The organism is Micromonospora sp. NPDC020750 (genome assembly GCF_044334565.1).
In the GTDB taxonomy this organism is placed as follows: Bacteria; Actinomycetota; Actinomycetes; order Mycobacteriales; family Micromonosporaceae; genus Micromonospora.
Genome location: NZ_JBIRTH010000005.1, coordinates 110,812 through 130,866, shown reverse-complemented (window position 1 = coordinate 130,866; position 20,055 = coordinate 110,812). Strand labels below are relative to the sequence as shown.

The following is a 20,055-nucleotide window of genomic DNA, read 5'->3' as shown; positions in this document are numbered from 1 at the left end:
GTCCACGGGCCCGCTGCCCGACCGGGGCCGGCCCGCCACGTCGCCGGCCGACGGCCCGGCCCCGGGGGCGTCACTCGTCCAGGCCCGCAGCCGGCGGGGTCGCCATCTTGTGGTTCTGCCCGGGGATCTGGAAGTGGTGGAAGGTGACCGTGGCGCTGACGTCCAGGGCCTGCACCCAGTGCCACCAGCCGACGGGAATGAGTAGCATCTGTCCCGGTTCCAGGACGGTCTCCAGCACGGTGGCCTCGGCGAACCGCGGGTGCCGGGTGAGGTCCGGGCGGGCGGCGTCGACAGCGCTGAACGTGCCGCCGCGCGGGTAGACCAGATGCCGCTCGTACGAGGGAACGAGGCGCACGTGTTTGCGGCCGAGGACCTGGCACAGCAGCACCGTGCTGTTGTCCACGTGCAGCGGGGTCACCGTGCCCGCCGGGCCCAGCAGCAGATGCCCGAGGGCCGTCGGGTCCACGATCCCCTCGGGCGGGCGCACGTCGGCGGCGAGCGGGCGCAGCGCCTGGGACCAGTTCTCGTTGCGGGGGACCATGTAGTAGTCGTTGGTGCGGGTCCCGGACCCGAGCAGCGTCAGGTAGTCGCGGAACGGCATGGTGGTGCGGTGGCGGTCGTACTGCCAGGCGTGGTCGGGGTTGGCCTCCCGCCCGGTCATCACCTCGACGACCGCGTCGCCGCAGGCGGCGGCCAGGCCGTCGAGGGTCCAGTCGAGCGCGGGCCAGTCCGTCATCAGGCCCTCCAGCACGACGGGCCGGTGGCCGAAGTAGTGCCGGGCGAAGAACTCCTCCGGCGTGATGCCCGCGCGGCGCTCCAGGGTTTCTCCGCCGTCGCTGTTGCGCAGCGTCCGGTAGGTGTCGAGCACGGACTCCATCCAGTCGTAGCGCAGCGCGAGGCGGCGGCACACGGCGAAGTACGGGTGGGCGGTGAGTTCGCCCAGCTCCGCGTCGACGGCGTCCGCGTCGGCGCCCCCGGCGACGGCGGCGGCCCGCGCCTGCTCGACGGGTGCGCCCATGGCCAGGTTCTCGGCGAGCCACTCCTGCCAGACCCGGTCCAGCCGGGAGGTGGCGAGCAGGGTCATGCCGCGCCGCCGGGGACGGCGGTGAGCTGCGGCTCGCGGGTGTACTCGGTGCAGTTGACGTAGGAGTTCTTCACGTGGGCCGGGAAGTGGTCGGCGTCCGGGACGGCGGTGAGTTGGGCCGCGCGGGCGTACTCGGCGCAGACGACGTAGTTGTTCTTGACGTGGGCGGGGAACTGCTCGGTGTCCGGGAGGGCGGTGAGCTGCGCCTTGCGGGTGTACTCCTCGCAGTTGACGTAGGAGCCCTTGACGTGGGCCGGGAAGTGGTCCGGAAGTGAAGTCATGGATCAGAGTCAACGCGCCGGATCGACCCGGCCGCCAGGGACAGGCGTCCCGTCCGGCCGGGACGCTCCCGGCACCGCCGTTTCGGTGCGTGTATCAACTCTGTGAACTTGTGTGAACATTGGCTTCGCGGGTCATCGGCCATTCGGCCAGCATGGGTGGCCGATTTCGAGGGTTCGACGGCGAACAGGGTTCAGGCTCTTGTTCACTCTCACTTAATCCGGTAGAACACGGGTAGGTCCTCAGCACGGACCATCTGCCTCGTGTTTCTAGGAGGACTACCCATGGCTCGTTCCCACCGTGCGGGCGGCGCCTCCTCGCCCGCCCTCTCCCGCCGCGGGGTCCTGCAGTTGGGCGGCAGCGTGGCGCTCCTGCTGGCCACCGGCGCCTGCGCCGCCAACAGCGAGTCCAAGCCCCGCGACGGCGCGTCGGGCGGCCCCACCGCCAAGGCGCTGCGTATCGCGGTCTCGAGCTACCTGTCGAGCTGGGACCAGGACTTCGTGGGCTTCGACCTGACCGCGCTGATGCTGTACAAGAACGTCTTCCCCTACCTGATCGACTACGGCGTCACCGCCGCCGGCGACAGCCAGATCCTCGACACCCAGAACGTCCCCCCGACGTTCGCCGAGTCCTTCGAGCCGGACGCCACGCAGCGGGTCTGGACGCTCAAGCTGCGCCGCGGGGTCAAGTTCGCCAGCGGCAACGAGCTGACGGCCGCCGACGTGAAGTGGTCCAAGGATCGCGCCTTCGCCGCCCAGGCCAACGTCGCCGGCGTCTACCGCACCATCGGCCTGACCAAGCCCGACCAGGTCAAGGTCGTCGACGACCACACCGTCGAGTTCCACCAGGCGTTCGCCAGCGCCCTCACCCGGCAGATCCAGGCCATCTCGCTGTACGTCTTCGACTCCACCGAGGCGAAGAAGCACGCCACCGCCGACGACCCCTGGGCCAAGGAGTGGTTCGCCAAGAACCCGCCGACCGGGGGCTACTACAACGTCACGAAGGCCACCCAGGGGCAGGAGATCGAACTCTCCGCGAACGCCGGATACCCGGGCCCCGACCCGGCCAAGACGCCCACCATCCGGATCTCCGTGGTGCCCGCCGCCTCCAACCAGCGGCTGCAACTCCAGGCCGGCGACATCGACATCGCCCTCGGCATCAGTCAGCGCGACATCCAGGACCTCAAGAAGGCCGCCGGCATCAAGGTCATCTCGGCCGCCAGCAACCGTCAGGTCACCATCCAGATGTCCGTCACCACGGCGCCGTTCAACGACGTGAACGTCCGCAAGGCCCTCGCCCACGCGACGCCGTACGAGCAGATCATCAACAACGTCTACGGCGGGGACGCCCGCGCCGCCAAGAGCCCGGTGCCGCTGGACATGCCCGGCTACGACGCCGGCGGGTACCCGTTCACCCACGACCTCGACCAGGCCAGGGCGGCGATGGCCGCGGCCGGCAGGACCACCGTCGACTCCGAGCTGGTCTTCGAGGCCGACAACGAGGAACAGCAGAAGATCGCCGTCCAGGTGCAGAGCGAGGCGGCGAAGGTGGGGATCAACCTCAAGCTGACCCCGCTGGACCCGGCCACCCTCGGCGAGCGGCGGTCCAAGAAGAACGTCCCGCTGCAGATCACCTCCGGTCAGCTCTGGGTCAACGACGTCGAGTACATGCTTGCCACGAGCTTCGTCAAGGGCGCGAACCTCAACTACTCCAACTACAGCAACCCGGAGATCGAGAAGATCTACGAGCAGTCGCACACCACCGTCGACCAGGCGGCCCGCGGCCAGCTCTGGAAGCGCGTCCAGGAGATCCTCGCCGCGGACGTGCCCTGGGTGGTCGTCTGCCAGCCCAACTTCAACCTGCCCGTACGCGACGACGTCGCCGGCTGGGTGCAGCCGATGGACGGCCTCGCCCGCCTGCGCTACCTGACCGCGTCGGCCTAGGTCGGGCGGGACCGCTGCCCATGCGCATCCTCCGGTTCGTCGCCAGACGACTGCTCCAGCTCATCCCGGTGCTGCTCGGCGTTGTCGTCCTGACCTTCCTCCTGGTCCGGGTGCTGCCCGGCGACCCGGTGCGGACCATCCTCGGGCAGAACGCCACCGAGGCCGACGCCGACGCCGCCCGTGCCCGCTTCGGGCTGGACCAGCCGCTCTGGCGGCAGTTCCTCGACTACCTGACCGGGCTGGTCACGGGCGACTTCGGCACCTCGATCCAGAGCGGTGCCCCGGTCGGCGCGGAGATGGCGCTGCGGGTGGGGCCCACCCTCGAACTGGTCGTCATCGCCGTGACCATCTCCCTGGTGGTGGCCACCGTCCTCGGTGTGTGGTCGGCCCGCCGCGCCGACCGGCCGGCCGACCACGGCATCCGGGTCCTCGCCCTGGTCGGCAACTCCGTGCCCGAGTTCTGGCTCGGACTCGTGCTGGTGCTGGTGGGCTACAGCGTGCTCGGCTGGTTCCCGGCCCCCAACGGGCGGGTGGATCCCGACACCGACCTGACCCCGCTGACCGGCGCGGACCTCGTGGACGCCGCGCTCACCGGGAACGGACCGGCCATGGCCTCCGCCGCGGCGTACCTGGTCCTGCCGGTGCTGACCCTGGTCATCGGCGTCGTCGCGCCCCTGCTGCGCAGCGTGCGGGCCTCCGCCCTGGAGGTGCTGCACTCCGAGCCGTACGCCGCGGCGGCGGCGCACGGCCTGCCCCGGCGCACCCTGCTGTACGGCTACCTGATGCGCGCGACCCTGGTCCGGCTGCCGTCGCTGGCCGCGCTGGTGTTCGGCACCGCCATCGGTTCCACCGTGCTCGTCGAGTACGTCTTCTCCTGGCAGGGCTTCGGCCAGTGGGCGCTGCGCGGCCTGCTCTACCGCGACTACCCGGTGGTCCAGGCATCCGTGCTGGTGATCGCGCTCTGCTACGTGCTGGTGTTCCTCATCGCCGACGTGGTCCACGCCATCCTCGACCCGAGAGTGAGGATCTGATGGCCGACCCGCGCACCAGCGGCCCGACCGAAGCCACGGCCCCGCCCGGCCCCGTCACCGGCCCCGCCCCGGGCAGCCGCTTCGCCCGCGTCCTGATCGTCACCGGCGCCGCGATCCTCGCGGTGATCGCGGTGGCCGCGCTGTGCGCGCCGCTGCTGAGCTCCTGGGGCGAGACCGAGATCGACCCCGCCGCCACCCTGACCGGCCCGGGCGGCGGCCACCTGCTCGGCACCGACGGCAACGGCATGGACATCTGGAGCCGGGTGCTCTACGCCGCCCGGCTGGACCTGGGCATCGCGGTGGCCGCCGTCGCGCTCGCCGTCACCGTCGGCACGCTGCTCGGTCTGGTCGCCGGCTACCGCGGCGGCTGGATCGACGACGTGCTGATGCGGGTGGTCGACATCTTCCAGGCGTTCCCCACCTTCATCCTCGCCCTGGCGGTGGCCGCCCTGCTCGGCAACGGCACCGTCAACCTCATCATCACCATCGCGGCGGTGAACGCCCCGGCCTACGCCCGGCTGGTCCGCGCCGAGGTACGTACCCTGCGCGAGCTGCCCTTCGTCGACGCCGCCGTCACCTCCGGGGCGTCGACCGCAGGCATCCTGTGGCGGCACCTGTTGCCCAACAGCCTCACCCCGGTGCGGGTGATCGCCCCGCTCAACTGCGGCTGGGCGATGCTGACCCTGGCCGGGCTGTCCTTCCTCGGCCTCGGCGTGAGCATCCCCGCCGCCGAGTGGGGGGCCATGATCAGCCTCGGCGCCGCGGACGTGGTCGGCGGCCGGTGGTGGACCTCGGTCCCACCCGGCCTGGCCCTGCTCGTCTGCGTCCTGGGATTCAGCCTGCTCGGCGAAGGCCTGCAGGAACGCGCGGACGCGAAGCGGCGGTGACCGGAATGCTGTCGATCGAGAACCTGTCGGTGGCCATCCGCCGCCCCGGCCGCGAGGTGGCCGCGCTCAGCGACGTCACCCTCACCGTGCGACCCGGCGAGGTCGTCGGCCTGGTGGGGGAGAGCGGCGGCGGCAAGAGCATGGTCGCCCGCGCCGTGGTCGGCCTGCTCCCCGGCGGTTCGCACGCCACCGGGCGGGTCGACTTCGGCGGCGCGGACGTGCTGCGGATGGACGAGTCCGCGCTCGCCGCCCACCGCGGCCGGGGAGCGGCGATCTGCTTCCAGAACCCGCGCGGCGCGCTCAGCCCCACCCGCACCGTCGGCCGGCAGCTCGTCGACCGGCTCGTCACCCACCAGGACGTGTCCGCCGACCGGGCCCGTGAGGCCGCGCGGGAGCTGTTCGAGGCCGTCGGCATCCGCAGCCCGCAGCGCCGGCTCGACGCGTACCCCCACGAGCTGTCCGGCGGCATGGCCCAGCGGGTGATGATCTCCCTGGCCACGGGCTGCGCCCCCGGCCTGCTGATCGCCGACGAGCCGACCACCGGCCTCGACGTGACCCTGACCCGGGAGATCCTGCGGCAGTTCCGGCACGCCGCCGACACCGACGGCCGTGCCGTACTGCTGATCTCCCACGACCTCGCCTCCATCGCCCAGGTCTGCGACCGGGTGGTGGTGCTCTATGCCGGCACCGTGGTGGAGAGCGGCCCGGCCGGTCAGGTGCTGCGCCAGCCGGCGCACCCGTACACCCGCGCGCTGCTGCGGTCGGTGCCCGACCTCGGCGGCCGGCCCGTCGTCGCCACCCCCGGCGCGATGCCGCTGCTGACCCGGGCGCCGCTCGCCTGCCCGTTCGCCGCCCGCTGCGCGCACGCCGACGACACCTGCGTCACCCGCCGGCCGCCCACCGAACCCCTCGCCGGCGGTCCGGACGGCTGGTCGCTGGCCTGCTTCCACCCCCGCACCGGCCCCCTCGACGCCGGCTCGGCCGACGTCCCACCGGGCTCCGACGCCGCCACCGTCCCACCGGGCTCCGACGCCGCCACCGTCCCACCGGGCTCCGACGCCGCCACCGTCCCACCGGGCGCCTCCGCCGCCACCGACCTCGGCCCGGGACCCGACGCCGCGGACCCGGCCCCGCGCGGCACCGGAGCCGCCGTGCTGGAGATCGACGACGCGCACGTCGTCTACCGCAGCCGGTTCTCCTCCGGCGGGCACCACGCGCTGCGCGGGGTGAGCCTGCGGCTCGCGCCCGGCGAGACACTCGGCGTGGTCGGCGAGAGCGGCTGCGGCAAGAGCACCCTCGCCAAGCTCATCATGGGCCTGGTGCCGCCCACCTCCGGCACGGTCACCGTCGCCGGGGCAACCCCGGGGCCCGGCCGGGGCCGCGCGTCCGGGCGGGCGGCGCGGCGGCTGCGCACCCGCGCCCAACTGGTGTTCCAGGACCCGATCGGGTCGCTCAGCCCGCGTCGCACGGTCGGCGACTCCATCGCCGAGCCCCTGCGGGCCGCCGGCCTGTCCGCCGCCGAGCGCGACACCCGGGTCGCCGCGGTGCTGGACCGGATGGAGTTGGACCGCGCGATCCTGCGCCGCTACCCGCACGAGCTGTCCGGCGGGCAGGCACAGCGGATCGGCATCGCCCGCGCCCTGGTCGGCGAGCCGGACCTGATCGTCTTCGACGAGCCCACCTCGGCCCTGGACGTCACCGTGCAGGCACAGATCCTCGCCCTCATCGCCGATGTGGCCGCCGACGCCGACCGCGCGGCGGTGTTCATCTCCCACGACCTGGCCACGGTGCGCGGATTCGCCGACCGGGTGGTGGTGCTCTACCTCGGGCGCGTCGTCGAGGAGGGTCCCGTCGACGTCGTCTTCGACCACCCCCTGCACCCGTACACGCGGGCCCTGCTGGCCAGCGCGCCCCGCCTCGGCGGGACCCCGCCGCCCGACGCCGCCCCGGTCGAGCTGGTCAAGGACCTGGAGGAGGCCGACGCGGCGACCGGCTGCCCGCTGGCCGCCCGCTGCCCGTTCGTCACCGACACCTGCCGCACCCAGCCGCAGCAGCTCCAGTCCCACGGCGCGAGCCGGGCCGCCTGCTGGCGCATCCCCGAGCTCCCCGCCCTGATCGGAAAGCAGGCCACCACGCCATGACACGTCGTCCCGTCCGGCTGGCAGTCGACATCGGTGGCACGTTCGTCGACGCCATGGAGCTGGACACCCGCACCAACCGGGTCCGCTTCCGCAAGGCCTCCACCACCCCCGCGCGCCCCGCCGACGGGGTGCTCGCCGCCATCACCGCCCTGGGCACCGACCTGTCCGAGGTGGAGCTGTTCATCCACGGCACCACCCTCGGGCTCAACGCGGTGTTGGAACGCCGGGGCGGACGCACCGGCATCATCACCAACGACGGCTTCCGGGACATCTTCCTCGTCGGCCGGGGCAACGTGCCCAACGACCACATGTACGACTTCCAGTACGAGCGGCCGGAGAGCCTGGTCCAGCGCCGGTTCACCGCCGGGGTGCGGGGCCGGCTCGACCACCGGGGCCGGGTGGTGGAGGAACTGGACCCCGACAGCGTCCGCGCCGCCGCCCGCGCCCTCGTCGTCGACCAGCAGGTCACCTCGATCGCCATCTGCTTCCTGCACTCGTTCCTCGACCCGAGCCACGAACAGGAGGCCGCCCGGCTGATCCGCGAGGAGTTCCCCGAGGTCAGCCTGTCGCTGTCCACCGACATCGTGCGCGAGTACCGGGAGTACGAGCGGACCAGCACCACCGTGCTGGAGGCGTACATCCGGCCGATCTTCGAACGGTACGTCGACGAGCTGGAGGCCGGGCTGGCCGAGCGGGGCTTCACCGGACGGTTCCTGATCATGCGCTCCGGCGGCGGCTCGATGAGCAGCGCGGTCGCGAAGACGTCGCCCACCCACACCGTGCTGTCCGGTCCGGCCGGCGGCATCGTCGGCGCCGCGTACCTGGCCGCCGAGCTGGGCCGCGACAACCTGCTCACCTTCGACATCGGCGGCACCTCGCTGGACGCCTGCGTCATCGAACGCGGCAACCCCGCCGCCGCGTACGAGGCACAGCTCGAGCACTTCCCGCTGCTGATCCCGACGTACGACATCCGGACCATCGGCGCCGGCGGCGGCTCGATCGCCTGGCTGGACCGGGGCCTGCTCAAGGTCGGCCCGCACAGCGCCGGCGCCGACCCCGGCCCGGTCTGCTACGGCCGGGGCGGCACCCGACCGACCGTCACCGACGCGGCCGTCGTGCTCGGCTACGTCGACCCCGACCGCTTCCTCGCCGGCACCATGGGACTGCACGACGCGGCGGCACGCGACGCCGTACGCGAACAGCTCGCCGAGCCGCTCGGCCTGGACGTGGAGGCCGCCGCCGCAGGCGTGCTCGACGTGCTGCTGGCCCGCACGGTCGGCGCGGTCCGGCAGATCACCGTCGAACGCGGCCACGACCCCCGGCAGTTCTCCCTGCTCGCCTTCGGCGGGGCGGGGCCGCTGCTGGCCCCGCTGCTGGCCCGCGAGATGGGCATCGGCGAGGTGATCGTGCCTTTCGCGCCGTCCGGCTTCTCCGCGTGGGGCATGCTGTCGGCCGACATCGTCAACGACTTCAGCCGCACCGTCATGGCCACCCTGGACGACGCGGACCTCGTCGAGCTGGACCAGCTCTTCAAGGCGGTCGGAACCGAGGCGGTCGCGTCGCTCGAGGCGCAGGGCGTGCCGGCCGACCAGGCCCTGCTGGAACGGCAGTTCGAGCTGCGCTACCTGGGCCAGGAACACAGCCTGATGGTCACCGTCGGCGGCACGCTGGACCGCGACGCGGTCCGGACCGCCTTCGACGAGCTGCACCGCAGCCGGTACGGCCACACCATGGGCAACCCGCTGCAGATCCTCAACCTGCGGGTGCGCGGCATCGGTCGCACCGACCGGCCCGAGCTGGGCACCCGTCCGCGTGGCGACGGCGACCCGACGCAGGCCCTGCTGGCCCACCGGGACGCCTACGACTTCGGCCGGCGGGCGGTCGTGCCGTTCGCCGTGTACGACAGGTCCGCGCTGGACGCGGGCGACACGTTCGCCGGGCCGGCGCTGGTCGACGAGGGCACCTCCACGACGGTGGTGCCCAGCGGCCAGCGGGTCACCGTCGACGACCACGGACACCTGCTCGTCACCCTGGAGGCAGCCGCATGACCACCCTGGACGGTGCCCGCGTCGAGGTCGTCCGCAGCTACCTGCTGTCGGCGGCGGAGGAGATGCGGGCCACCCTGATCCGCACCTCGTTCAACCCGGTCATCTACGAGGTGCACGACTTCGGCCTGTCGATCTACGACCCCGACCTGCGACTCATCGCCGAGGCCACCGGCCTGACCTTCTTCCTCGGCGCCAACGACCACTCGCTGGCCAAGGGCGTCGAGTACGTCGGCCGGGACAACCTGCACCGCGGCGACGTGGTGCTGCTGAACTACCCGTACTGGAACGCGGCGCACGCCTACGACGCGACCCTGTTCGCGCCGGTCTTCCGGCCCGACCCGGCCGACCCGGACGCCGACGGCGAGCTGGTGGGCTTCCTCTGCGTCCGGGCGCACTGGATGGACCTGGGCGCCAAGGACCCGGGATACGTGCTCGACTCCACCGACATGCACCAGGAGGGCCTGATCTTCCCGGGCACCAAGGTCGTCTCCCGGGGCGAGCCGGTTCGGGAGATCCACGAGCTGATCCGGTTCAACTCGCGGATGCCCGACGCCGTGCTCGGCGACCTGCACGCGCAGATCGCCGCGCTGCGCACCGGCGAACGCCGGCTGCTGGAAATCGTCGAGAAGTTCGGACGTCCGACCGTGGACGCGGCCGTCGACCGGATCATCGCCGACGGGGAGGCCCGCGCCCGGGCCGCGCTCGCGGCGCTGCCGCAGGGCAGCTGGACCGCCGAGGACTGGGTCGACGACGACGGCATCACCGACGACCCGGTCAGGATGCGGGTCACCGTCACCATCGCCGACGGCACCTTCACGGTCGACTTCGCCGGCTCGGCGCCGGCCACCCGGGGTCCGATCAACATGCCGTTCGGCGCCACCGAGGCGATCTGCAAGGTCATCCTCAAGTCGCTGACCTCACCCGACGAGCCGTCCAACGCCGGCACTGTCGCGCCGCTGGAGGTACGGGCCGAGCCCGGCACCCTCTTCCACGCGGTCTACCCGCAGCCCACCTTCACCCTGTGGACCGGCATCGTCGCCGTCGAGCTGATCCTCAAGGCCCTGGCCCAGGGGATGCCGGACCGGTTGCCGGCGTCCAGCGGCGGTGACGTGCCGGGGTTCATGATGGTGGGCCTGCACCCGGACACCGGGCAGATGTTCGCGGTCAGCAACAACGACCTGGTCGGCTGGGGCGGCACCCCGCACCACGACGGGATGGACGCCGCCACCCACGTCTCCGGCAGCACCGGCCGGGGCACCCCGATCGAGGTCCTGGAGGCGCGGACGGGGATGTTCTTCGAGCGGGTGGAGATTCGTACGGATTCGGGGGGTGCGGGTCGGTTCCGGGGTGGGTGTGGGTTGCGGCGGGACATTCGGTTCGTGTCGGCGGGGGAGTTCCTGTCGGTGATCAAGAAGACGAAGACCGCGCCGTGGGCGCTCGATGGTGGGTTGTCGCCGGAGCCGAACCGGGTGGTGGTGTTTCCGGGCACGGATCGGGAGGCGCGGGTGAGCACGAAGCGCACGCCGGTCGAGGTGGGTGACCGGGTGACCCTGTTGACGGCCGGTGGTGGTGGGCACGGTGATCCGAGGGGACGTGATCCGGAGGCGGTGCGCCGGGACGTCGCCGAGGGTTACGTCTCCGCCTCCGCCGCCCGAGACCTGTACGGGGTGGACGTCGATGAGTGAGCCGGCCGTCGACGGGGCCACCGTCGAGGTGGTCCGCAGCTATCTCGTCTCCGCCGCCGAGGAGATGCGCGCCGCGCTGGTGCGTACCGCCTTCAACCCGGTCATCTACGAGGTCTACGACTTCGGCATCTCCCTCTACGACCGCCACCTGCGGCTGGTCGCCGAGTCCACCGGACTGTCCCGCTTCCTCGGCGCCAACGACTACTCCATCCAGCGCGGCGTCGAGTACGTCGGCCGGGACAACCTGCACCCCGGAGACGTGGTGCTGCTGAACTACCCGTACTGGAACGCGGCGCACACCTACGACGCGACGCTGTTCGCCCCGGTCTTCCTGCCCGGCGACGCGGAGCCGGTCGGCTTCCTGTGCATCCGCGCCCACTGGATGGACCTGGGCGCCAAGGACCCGGGCTACGTCCTCGACTCCACCGACATGCACCAGGAAGGGATCATCTTCCCCGGCACGAAGGTGTACGCCCGGGGCGAGCCGGTCCACGAGATCCACGAGCTGATCCGGTTCAACTCGCGGCTGCCCGAGCTCGTCCTCGGCGACCTCAACGCCCAGATCGCCGCGCTGCGCACCGGCGAGCGGCGGATGACCGAGCTGTACCGGCAGTACGGACCCACCATGGTGGACGCCGTCATCGACCGGGTGATCGCCGCCGCCGCCGACTCCGCCGCCGAGGCGGTGGCCGCCCTGCCGCAGGGCAGCTGGACCGCCGAGGACTGGCTCGACGACGACGGCGTCACCGACGACCCGATCCGCATGCGGGTCACCGTCACCATCGCCGACGGCACGTTCACCGTGGACTTCACCGGATCGTCCCCGGCGGTGGCCGGGCCGGTGAACCTCCCGCTCGGGGCCACCATCGCCACCTGCCGGGTCGCGTTCAAGGCGATCACCACGCCCACCGAGCAGACCAGCGCCGGCCACTTCGCCCCACTGCGGGTACGCACCGAGCCCGGATCACTGTTCCACGCGCAGTACCCGGCCGCCACGTTCACCCAGTGGACCGGCACCGTGGCCCTGGAACTGATCTACCGGGCCCTGGCCCAGGGGATGCCGGACCGGTTGCCGGCGTCCAGCGGCGGTGACGTGCCGGGGTTCATGATGGTCGGCCTGCACCCGGACACCGGCCGGATGTTCGCCGTCAGCAACAACGATCCGGTCGGCTGGGGCGGCACCCCGCACCACGACGGCATCGGGCCGGCCAACCACCTGTGCCAGACCCAGGCCCGCAACACCCCCGTCGAGGTCCTGGAGGCGCGGACGGGGATGTTCTTCGAGCGGGTGGAGATTCGTACGGATTCGGGGGGTGCGGGTCGGTTCCGGGGTGGGTGTGGGTTGCGGCGGGACATTCGGTTCGTGTCGGCGGGGGAGTTCCTGTCGGTGATCAAGAAGACGAAGACCGCGCCGTGGGCGCTCGATGGTGGGTTGTCGCCGGAGCCGAACCGGGTGGTGGTGTTTCCGGGCACGGATCGGGAGGCGCGGGTGAGTACGAAGCGCACGCCGGTCGAGGTGGGTGACCGGGTGACCCTGTTGACGGCCGGTGGTGGTGGGCACGGTGATCCGAGGGGACGTGATCCGGAGGCGGTGCGCCGGGACGTCGCCGAGGGTTACGTCTCCGCCCGCGCCGCCCACGACCTGTACGGAGTGACCGCATGACCACCGCAAGCGCCCCCGAGCCGTCGAGCCTGCTGCTCGGCAACTGCACCGTGCTGGACGCCCGCGTGACGGACGGCAGCAGGCCCCTGCCCGACGCCGGCGTCTGGGTCCGCGGCGACCGCATCGCCGCCGTCGGCCCGTACGCCGAGGTGGCCGCCCGGGCCCGGGCCACCGGCCCGGTGACCGACCTGGACCTCGACGGGGCGTACCTGACCCCCGGCCTGGTCAACATGCACACCCACTTCTCGCTGTCGCTGCCCGGCGCCGGGGGCGACAGCGTCAAGAGCATGGGCCCGCACGACCTCGCCCTCTACATGGCCGACGGTGCCCGCCGGACCCTGCACTGCGGCGTCACCACCGTGCGCTGCGTCGCCGAGAAGGACCACGCCGACTTCGCGTTGCGCCGCGCCATCGCCGCCGGTCGCACCGAGGGCCCCCGCATCCACACCGCCGGCCGCGCCCTCGTCTGCACCGGCGGGCACGGCCACGAGGGCAGCGACACCCTCGAGTGCGACGGGCCCGTCGGCTTCCGCCACGGCGCGCGCAGCCAGATCCGGGCCGGCGCGGACCTGATCAAGGTGATGATCTCCGGCGGCATCGCTGGCGAGCACGAACACATCCACACCCCACAGCTCTTCACCGACGAACTCGCCGCCGTGATCGAGACCGCGCACGCCTGGGGACGCAAGGTCACCGCGCACGCCGGACCGGCGGAGGTGATCGGCGCGGCCGTGGACCTCGGCCTGGACTGCGTGGAGCACGGCTACCAGCTCACCCCGCAGGTCGCCGCGCGGATGGCCGAGCGGGGCACGGCCCTGGTGCCGACCCTGCTGGTGACCCGCTGCAAGGAGTTCTTCGACGAGCTCGGCGTGCCGGAGTGGATGCAGTGCCGCTCGCTCGGCGCGGGCCCCGGGCACCTGGAGAGCTTCGCGACGGCCGTCGCCGCCGGGGTGCAGGTGCTGCTCGGCAGCGACATGCCGCCGTTCTGGCACTTCGAGGGCACCAACGCCACCGTCCGGGAGTTGGAGTACATGGCCGAGGTGATCGGGCCCGCCCGGGCCCTGCACGCCGGCACCCTCGGCCCCGTCCGGTGGCTGGGCGTCGAGGACGACCGTGGCACCGTGCAGGACGGCAAGCTGGCCGACCTGATCGCCATGGACGACGACCCGCTCGACGGCGCCGCCGCGTTCCGGGGCGTGCGCTGGGTGATGAAGGGCGGCCGGGTCGTCCGCGACGACCGGGCCGCCGCGCCGGGAGGTGCGCGATGACGTTCGCCGACGCCGCCGGGCACGCCGGCCAGGACGGCACCGCCGGGCACGCCGGCCAGGACGGCACCGCCGGGGCGGCGGCCATCGCCGCCGGGATCGACGACATGTACGAGGCGTTCCTGGCCGGGGACCGCCCCCGGTTCGACGGCCACCTGCACCCCGAGGTGACCACCTGGGAGACCCACCTGCCCGGCCCGCTGCGTACCCGCTCACAGCTCGACTCCTACCGCGACCAGCGTGACGCCACCGGGCAACGGCCCCGGCTGGCGGTGCTCGCCGCCCGGGACAAGCACATCGACGTCTGGGGCGAGTTCGGCGTCGCCCGTTACGTCCTCGTCGCCCAGGCCCACGCCCAGGGGTCATCCGAGCTCACCCGCGTCACCGACGTGCTGCGCCGGGTCGGCGACCGGTGGCTGATCGTGCACCACCACGCCGAGCTGCTGCGCGAACCGGAGCCGGCCCCGTGATCCGCCGGCTGGTCGCCCACCGTACGGGCGAGCCGACAGACGTGCTGTCGGTGGCGGAACTGCCCGACGACCCGCCGCCGGGCCCCGGCGAGGTACGCCTCGCCGTCCACGCGGTCGGCCTGAACTTCCTCGACGTGTCGCTGTGCCGGGGCGAGTACCCGGTGCGGCCGGACCCGCCGATGACCCCCGGCGTCGAGGCCGCCGGCCGGGTCGTCGCCGCGGGCGAGGGCGTAGCGCACCTGCTCGGCCAGGAGGTCGTCGCCTGCCCGGCGCTGCCCCGCGGCGCGCTCGGCTCCACGGTGACGGTGGACGCCGCCGTGGTCGTGCCCCGCCCGCCCACTGTGGACCCGGTGACCGCGGCGGCGCTGCCGGTCACGTACCAGACCGCGTGGTTCGCCCTGGAACGGGCCGGCGTCACCACCGGGCAGACGGTACTGGTGCACGCCGGCGCCGGCGGCGTCGGCATCGCCGTCACCCAGCTCGCTGTCGCCCGGGGCGCGCGGGTCCTCGCCACCGCCGGCGGCCCCGCCAAGACCGCCGTCTGCCGGGAACAGGGCGCGGCGGTGGCCGTCGACTACACCACCGAGGACTTCGTGGCCGCCGTGCGGGACGCCACCGACGGTGACGGCGCCGATGTCGTCGTCGACCCGGTCGGCGGCGACATCCTGGCCCGCTCGCTGGACTGCCTGGCCTTCGAGGGCCGGCTCGTCACCGTCGGCGCCGCCGGTGGCCCGCCACCGCCGGTCGACCCGGCCCGGCTGATCGCCGCGAACGCCACCCTGGTCGGCCTGTCCTGGGGCTCCCGGTACCCGTGGCGTCGCGCCCCCGAGGTGCGCGCCGCCTACCAGGCCCTGTTCGACCTGTACGCCGCCGGTGCGGTCCGGCCGCCGGTCAGCCGGGTGGTGTCCCTGGAACAGGCCCCCGCGGCGCTGGCCGAGCTGGCCGCCCGCCGGACCATCGGAAAGATCATCGTACGGGTCGAGGAGAGGGAGCAGCCATGACGGAGACCCCGGACGGCGACATGGACATCTACGACCTGCGGGTCACCGTCGACCGCATCGAGGGCCGGTCGGTCTGCGGCATGGCGGTCGGCGACCACTTCGACCTGACCGACAGCGCCCACCTCAAGCTGCCCGCGGGCCAGCACTTCTGCGTGTACGCGCTGGCCGCCGTCCTGCCGTTCCTCGCCGCGAAGCAGCGCGACCTCGCCGCCGGGGACTGGCTGGCCCAGGACTCCCACTTCGCCTGCCCCGACCCCGAGGAGCGGCTTGTCATGAAGGTGGAACGGACCTGCCGGCGACGGATGAGCTCGGCGGACCTGACCTGATGGCCGTCGAGATCGGACTGGGGTTGCAGAGCGACAAGCCGGCAGGCGCGTACGCCGCGTTGGCGCAGGCCGCCGAGGCCCACGGCTTCGACGTGCTGACCGTCTTCGGTGACCTGATGTACCAGCCGCCCATCTTCCCGCTGCTGGAGATGGCCGGGGCGACCAGCCGGGTCCGGCTCGGGACGGCCTGCCTGAATCCGTACTCGCTGGCCCCGTACGAGATCGCCGGCCAGCTCGCCGCCCTGGACCTGGCCTCGCACGGCCGGGCCTACCTGGGGCTGGCCCGCGGCACCTGGCTCGGGGCGGTCGGCCTGGCCCAACCCCGGCCGCTGACCACGATCGAGGAGGCGGCGGCCGTCGTCTACCGCCTGTTGCGCGGCGACCGGGACGGCTACCCCGGCCGGGTCTTCACCCTTGAGCCCGGCACCGCGCTGCGCTACACCGTGCACCGGCCCGACCCGCCGCTGCTGATCGGCGCGTGGGGCCCGCAGGGCGCGGCCCTGGCCGGCCGGATCGCCGACGAGATCAAGGTGGGCGGCAGCGCCAACCCCGACATGGTGCCGGTGATCCGCGACCGGGTGCGGGTGGGCACCGACCGGGCCGGTCGCGCCGTCGAGGACGTCGGCATCGTGTTCGGCGCCGTGACGGTGGTCGACACCGACGGCGAGGCGGCCCGGGCGAAGGCCCGCACCGAGGTCGCCATGTACCTCGCCGTCGTCGCGGATCTCGACCCCACCGTCGCGCTGCCCGACGGCCTGGTGCAGCGGGTCGGCGCCCTGGTCGACGAGGGCGCGCACGAGGCCGCCGGTCGCCTCATCCCCGACGACGTGCTCGACCGGTTCGCGTTCTCCGGCACCCCGGCCCAGGTGGCCGCGCAGGCCCAGACGCTGATCGACGCCGGGGTCCGCCGGGTCGAGTTCGGCACCCCGCACGGGCTGACCGACGACCGCGGGGTGGACCTGCTCGGCTCCGCCGTGCTGCCCCTGCTGCGCAGGTAGAAGGGAACGGCGGATGAGCATCCTCGTCGTGGTCGGCCCGGCGGTGGTGGCGGACCCCGCCCTGCTGGAGTCACTCGCCACCGCCGCGTGCGCGGAACTCGGCGTCCCCGGCCGGCTGGTGACCGCCGCCTCCGCCGCCGAGGTGCGGTCCCTGGTCACCCAGACGGGGTCGCCCGTGGTGGCGCTGCCCGGCCCGGACCCCGAGGTGCGCGCCCTGATCGGCGACGCCCCGCCCCACGTCGTGTGGTACGACCTCACCGTCGAGCCGCCGGTGCCCGGCGCAGCCCACCTTCAGGGCCGGGGCGCCTGGGGCCTGGCCTGGGCCGTCCGGCACGCCCTGCACCGCCACCGGTCGCCGGCCACCCGGATCGCCTACGGCCCGCAGGCGGACCAGTGGGGTGAGCTGCGGCTGCCGCCCGCCGTCGGGGCGGGCCCGGTGCCGGTCGTGGTGCTGCTGCACGGCGGGTTCTGGCGGTCGATGTGGGGAGCCGACCTGATGGACGCCCTCGCCGTCGACCTGGCCGGCCGGGGCTACGCGTCCTGGAACGTGGAGTACCGCCGTCCGGACCGGCACGACTGGGACGCCACCACCGCCGACGTGGCGGCCGGCGTCGCGGCGCTGGCGGGCCTCGCCGACGGCGGCCGGCTGGACCTCGACCGCGTCGTGCTCCTCGGCCACTCGGCCGGCGGCCAGCTCGCGCTGCGGGCCTGCGCCGACCAGGCCGGCGGGGCAGACCGCGACCTCCCCGGCCCGCCCGGGGTCGCGGCGACCCGCGTCGCGCTGGCGGTGTCGCTGGCCGGCGTCCTCGACCTGGCCGAGGGCGAACGGCGGTACCTCGGCGACGGGGCCATTCCCGCCGCCCTCGGTGGCACCCCCGCGACCGTGCCGCAGCGGTACGCCGCCGCCGACCCCATGGCCCGGGTGCCGATCGGGGTGCCGACCCTGCTGGTGCAGGGCGCCGACGACAGCCCCGATCTTGTCGACGCCAACCGCCGGTACGCCGTCGCGGCCCGGGCGGCCGGCGACGACGTCGACCACCTCGAACTGCCCGGCGACCACTTCGCCGTCATCGATCCCGGCTCGACCGTCTGGCGGGCCACCATGGCCGCCGTGGAGCGTCGGTTGGGCCGCCGAGCATAGGCCGCCGCCGTGGCGGACCCCGGAGATGTTCGCGATGTTTCACCAGTGTGAACAAGCGCCGCTGGTGCCGCTACCGCTGCCGCCCTGCGGGCGGCGAGGCGATCGACCGGCGTCAGAACAGCCGCGGGGTGACCACCGACACGACGGTCGTCACCGCGTCGGTGTCGTTGTACATCGAGTGCGGCACCGACGAGCGCAGGTGCACGCTGTCGCCCGGACGCAGCCGGTGCTCGACGCCGTCGACCTCGTAGAGCAGTTCGCCGGAGATGACATAAGCGAACTCCTCTCCGGCATGGCCGTAGGCGGCCTCCCGGCGGCCCCCCGGCGCGATGTGCACCAGCATCGGTTCGAGCACCAGGTCCGGCCCTCGCTCCGACAGCATCCGGTAGGTCTGCTGGGCGGAGACGTACTGGGTGGCGGGGGTTTCCGCCCTGGCGAGGGTGAAGTGCGTGGGCAGCGGGCCGACCGCCTGGTCGGGGGAGTCGGCGCCGGCGTCGAAGAACTCCGCCACCGTGTGGTCCAGGGCCTTGGCGACGCTGCCCAGCGCGGTCAGGCCGATGGAGGAGATGCCCCGCTCGACCTGGGACAGGAAGCCGATCGACAGGCCGGAACGGGCGGCCAGGCCGCGCAGCGTCAGCCCGCGCTCCTTGCGGTACTGGCGGATGCGCGCGCCCACCAGGCCGGCGGGGGTGGCGTCCGCCGCCCGCTCGTCGGGCAGGGGCCGTTCCCGGACCGGGTTACTCTCCATGGACCGCACGGGGACCTCCTGTCGCGTCCCGGCGGGAGAGCCCGCCACGCTTGTTCGATGCTATCGAAACTTCGGGGTACCCGCGATGCCCCGCGCCCGTCCTGGCGGGCAGGCGGCGGGGCGACAAGCGCCTCCGGTGGGCAGTCGGCTGGCTGTCGCTGTCAGGCGTGCCGGGGGTGAGGGGCCGTGATTCGAGGCCGGCTGCGCCGCGCGTCATCAATCTGTACCGGCTCGGTGGGCCGCGGCGTGAAGAAGCGGATGATGTCGTCGGCTGCGGTGGGGGACAGCATCATCGCCTGGACCCGTGCGGACATTTCGGCGATCGGGTGAATTCTGATGAACATCGCCTCCTCGTACGTACGGATCGCCGAGTCGGGGTCGGCGGGGTTGGTGGCGAGTTCGGCGGCGAGTTCGGCGGCGTCGAGCATGGCCTGGTTGGCACCCTCGCCGACCGGCGGCATGAGGTGCGCGGCGTCACCGATGAGGGTGATGTCCGGCTGGTGGGCCCAGCGTGTACCGGTGGGCATCGCCTCGATCCTGCGTGGGATTGGCGGGCTGTCGCCGGCTTCGATGAGTGCGGTGAGGCTGGGGGCCCAGCCGTCGAACATGTCCAGCAGAGCGCGCTTGCTGCCGTAGGTGCCGATATGGCGATCGTCCGCGGGTAAGCCGATCCCGACCCGGATGCTGCCGTCGCCGAGGCGTTGCGCCGCAAGGATCTGGTTCACGCCGATGCACCACAGGTTCCCGGGGCCGACCAACTCGGCGAGATCCGGGTGGCGTCGGTCGGCGTCGCTGATGCTCAGCTCTACCAAGGTGGACACGTGGGACAGTGTCGCGTCGGTGAGCAGCGGCCGGACGACCGAGCGTGCGCCGTCCGCGCCGATGAGGACGTCGCAGTCGGCGCTGTGGCCGCCGTCGAACGTCAGCCCGAAGCCTCCGTCGGGTCGTGGCGTCGCTGCGGCGAGCCGGCGCTGCCAGGCCACCGCGTCGCCGGGGAGCGAATCGAGCAGAAGATCACGCAGTGCGCTCCGATCGATCTCGGGGCGTCCGGAGAACGAGCCGGGTTGTGGTATGTGGTGCACGAGGGTGCGTCCGGCCGGGTCGAGGATGCGATGTTCCTCGCCCTCCGGCCGCGCCTCGGACCGGAACCGATCGGCGAGGCCCGCCTCGGCCAGGGCCTGTTGCCCGGACTCCGGGTGCAGGTCGAGCATTCCGCCCTGTGATCGCGCGGATCGGCTTGCCTCGCGTTCGTACACCACCGCGTCGATGCCTTGCCGGTGCAGGATTCGGGCCAGCGTCAGGCCGCCGAGACCACCTCCGGCGATCGCGATTCGCATCATCATCT

General features: G+C 73.1%; 17 protein-coding genes. 13 read left to right on the top strand and 4 right to left on the bottom strand.

All coding sequences use genetic code 11. The features are described from left to right. Window positions 1-70: 70 nt before the first annotated feature. Together ACH4T9_RS17250 and ACH4T9_RS17245 are read right to left on the bottom strand one after the other, a co-directional pair. Window positions 71-1,084 (bottom strand): cupin-like domain-containing protein, encoded by a 1,014-nt coding sequence (locus ACH4T9_RS17250; RefSeq protein ID WP_396672453.1) that lies wholly within the window; start codon window positions 1,082-1,084, stop codon window positions 71-73. Continuing rightward, window positions 1,081-1,365, bottom strand: coding sequence for a hypothetical protein (locus ACH4T9_RS17245; protein ID WP_396672454.1), 285 nt, complete (start codon window positions 1,363-1,365; stop codon window positions 1,081-1,083). The genes ACH4T9_RS17250 and ACH4T9_RS17245 overlap by 4 nt, the downstream gene beginning before the upstream one ends. Before the next feature lie 282 nt (window positions 1,366-1,647). Between ACH4T9_RS17245 and ACH4T9_RS17240 the strand changes: the two genes are divergently transcribed. From ACH4T9_RS17240 to ACH4T9_RS17180, 13 genes are read left to right on the top strand one after another with little or no spacing between them, the layout of a single operon-like run. After that, window positions 1,648-3,306, top strand: a complete 1,659-nt coding sequence (locus ACH4T9_RS17240) for an ABC transporter substrate-binding protein (protein WP_396672455.1) — start codon at window positions 1,648-1,650, stop codon at window positions 3,304-3,306. Between the two features lie 20 nt (window positions 3,307-3,326). Continuing rightward, a complete protein-coding gene (locus ACH4T9_RS17235) occupies window positions 3,327-4,337 on the top strand; it encodes an ABC transporter permease (protein WP_396672456.1) in 1,011 nt (336 codons plus the stop codon). Next, window positions 4,337-5,224: an ABC transporter permease gene (locus tag ACH4T9_RS17230; RefSeq protein ID WP_387023169.1), complete on the top strand. Its 888-nt coding sequence runs from the start codon at window positions 4,337-4,339 to the stop codon at window positions 5,222-5,224. Before ACH4T9_RS17235 ends, ACH4T9_RS17230 begins: the two co-directional genes overlap by 1 nt. A 5-nt stretch (window positions 5,225-5,229) precedes the next feature. Beyond that, window positions 5,230-7,365: a dipeptide ABC transporter ATP-binding protein gene (locus ACH4T9_RS17225; RefSeq protein WP_396672562.1), complete on the top strand. Its 2,136-nt coding sequence runs from the start codon at window positions 5,230-5,232 to the stop codon at window positions 7,363-7,365. After that, the gene (locus ACH4T9_RS17220) at window positions 7,362-9,413 is read left to right on the top strand and encodes a hydantoinase/oxoprolinase family protein (protein WP_396672457.1); all 2,052 of its coding nucleotides are present in this window, start codon (window positions 7,362-7,364) and stop codon (window positions 9,411-9,413) included. The genes ACH4T9_RS17225 and ACH4T9_RS17220 overlap by 4 nt, the downstream gene beginning before the upstream one ends. Next, complete coding sequence (locus tag ACH4T9_RS17215; protein WP_396672458.1) at window positions 9,410-11,098, top strand: hydantoinase B/oxoprolinase family protein; 1,689 nt, start codon at window positions 9,410-9,412, stop codon at window positions 11,096-11,098. Before ACH4T9_RS17220 ends, ACH4T9_RS17215 begins: the two co-directional genes overlap by 4 nt. Next, a complete protein-coding gene (locus ACH4T9_RS17210) occupies window positions 11,091-12,761 on the top strand; it encodes a hydantoinase B/oxoprolinase family protein (protein ID WP_396672459.1) in 1,671 nt (556 codons plus the stop codon). Before ACH4T9_RS17215 ends, ACH4T9_RS17210 begins: the two co-directional genes overlap by 8 nt. After that, on the top strand, window positions 12,758-14,029 hold the full coding sequence (locus tag ACH4T9_RS17205) for an amidohydrolase family protein (RefSeq protein WP_396672460.1): 1,272 nt from the start codon (window positions 12,758-12,760) through the stop codon (window positions 14,027-14,029). Before ACH4T9_RS17210 ends, ACH4T9_RS17205 begins: the two co-directional genes overlap by 4 nt. Then, entirely contained in the window at window positions 14,026-14,496 is a 471-nt protein-coding gene (locus ACH4T9_RS17200; protein ID WP_396672461.1) for a nuclear transport factor 2 family protein, read from the top strand. Before ACH4T9_RS17205 ends, ACH4T9_RS17200 begins: the two co-directional genes overlap by 4 nt. Beyond that, entirely contained in the window at window positions 14,493-15,497 is a 1,005-nt protein-coding gene (locus tag ACH4T9_RS17195) for an NADPH:quinone oxidoreductase family protein (protein WP_396672462.1), read from the top strand. Before ACH4T9_RS17200 ends, ACH4T9_RS17195 begins: the two co-directional genes overlap by 4 nt. After that, window positions 15,494-15,823: a TIGR04076 family protein gene (locus ACH4T9_RS17190; protein WP_396672463.1), complete on the top strand. Its 330-nt coding sequence runs from the start codon at window positions 15,494-15,496 to the stop codon at window positions 15,821-15,823. The genes ACH4T9_RS17195 and ACH4T9_RS17190 overlap by 4 nt, the downstream gene beginning before the upstream one ends. Continuing rightward, entirely contained in the window at window positions 15,823-16,821 is a 999-nt protein-coding gene (locus ACH4T9_RS17185) for an LLM class flavin-dependent oxidoreductase (RefSeq protein ID WP_396672464.1), read from the top strand. Before ACH4T9_RS17190 ends, ACH4T9_RS17185 begins: the two co-directional genes overlap by 1 nt. 13 nt (window positions 16,822-16,834) lie before the next feature. Further along, window positions 16,835-17,962, top strand: coding sequence for an alpha/beta hydrolase family protein (locus ACH4T9_RS17180; protein ID WP_396672465.1), 1,128 nt, complete (start codon window positions 16,835-16,837; stop codon window positions 17,960-17,962). 112 nt (window positions 17,963-18,074) lie between these two features. On the opposite strand, the gene ACH4T9_RS17175 is transcribed toward ACH4T9_RS17180, so the two are convergent. Both ACH4T9_RS17175 and ACH4T9_RS17170 read right to left on the bottom strand, forming a co-directional pair. After that, a complete protein-coding gene (locus tag ACH4T9_RS17175; RefSeq protein ID WP_396672466.1) occupies window positions 18,075-18,710 on the bottom strand; it encodes a helix-turn-helix domain-containing protein in 636 nt (211 codons plus the stop codon). Window positions 18,711-18,871: 161 nt separating this feature from the next. Next, window positions 18,872-20,053 carry an FAD-dependent oxidoreductase gene (locus tag ACH4T9_RS17170; protein WP_396686836.1) on the bottom strand — a complete coding sequence of 394 codons (1,182 nt, stop codon included), beginning with the start codon at window positions 20,051-20,053 and terminating at the stop codon, window positions 18,872-18,874. Window positions 20,054-20,055: the final 2 nt, after the last annotated feature.

Coding starts and splice junctions, on each gene's coding strand:
- ACH4T9_RS17250 (WP_396672453.1), bottom strand. CDS start 1,084: ATGACCCTGCTCGCCACCTCCCGGCTGGACCGGGTCTGGCAGGAGTGG.
- ACH4T9_RS17245 (WP_396672454.1), bottom strand. CDS start 1,365: ATGACTTCACTTCCGGACCACTTCCCGGCCCACGTCAAGGGCTCCTAC.
- ACH4T9_RS17240 (WP_396672455.1), top strand. CDS start 1,648: ATGGCTCGTTCCCACCGTGCGGGCGGCGCCTCCTCGCCCGCCCTCTCC.
- ACH4T9_RS17235 (WP_396672456.1), top strand. CDS start 3,327: ATGCGCATCCTCCGGTTCGTCGCCAGACGACTGCTCCAGCTCATCCCG.
- ACH4T9_RS17230 (WP_387023169.1), top strand. CDS start 4,337: ATGGCCGACCCGCGCACCAGCGGCCCGACCGAAGCCACGGCCCCGCCC.
- ACH4T9_RS17225 (WP_396672562.1), top strand. CDS start 5,230: ATGCTGTCGATCGAGAACCTGTCGGTGGCCATCCGCCGCCCCGGCCGC.
- ACH4T9_RS17220 (WP_396672457.1), top strand. CDS start 7,362: ATGACACGTCGTCCCGTCCGGCTGGCAGTCGACATCGGTGGCACGTTC.
- ACH4T9_RS17215 (WP_396672458.1), top strand. CDS start 9,410: ATGACCACCCTGGACGGTGCCCGCGTCGAGGTCGTCCGCAGCTACCTG.
- ACH4T9_RS17210 (WP_396672459.1), top strand. CDS start 11,091: ATGAGTGAGCCGGCCGTCGACGGGGCCACCGTCGAGGTGGTCCGCAGC.
- ACH4T9_RS17205 (WP_396672460.1), top strand. CDS start 12,758: ATGACCACCGCAAGCGCCCCCGAGCCGTCGAGCCTGCTGCTCGGCAAC.
- ACH4T9_RS17200 (WP_396672461.1), top strand. CDS start 14,026: ATGACGTTCGCCGACGCCGCCGGGCACGCCGGCCAGGACGGCACCGCC.
- ACH4T9_RS17190 (WP_396672463.1), top strand. CDS start 15,494: ATGACGGAGACCCCGGACGGCGACATGGACATCTACGACCTGCGGGTC.
- ACH4T9_RS17185 (WP_396672464.1), top strand. CDS start 15,823: ATGGCCGTCGAGATCGGACTGGGGTTGCAGAGCGACAAGCCGGCAGGC.
- ACH4T9_RS17180 (WP_396672465.1), top strand. CDS start 16,835: ATGAGCATCCTCGTCGTGGTCGGCCCGGCGGTGGTGGCGGACCCCGCC.
- ACH4T9_RS17175 (WP_396672466.1), bottom strand. CDS start 18,710: ATGGAGAGTAACCCGGTCCGGGAACGGCCCCTGCCCGACGAGCGGGCG.
- ACH4T9_RS17170 (WP_396686836.1), bottom strand. CDS start 20,053: ATGATGATGCGAATCGCGATCGCCGGAGGTGGTCTCGGCGGCCTGACG.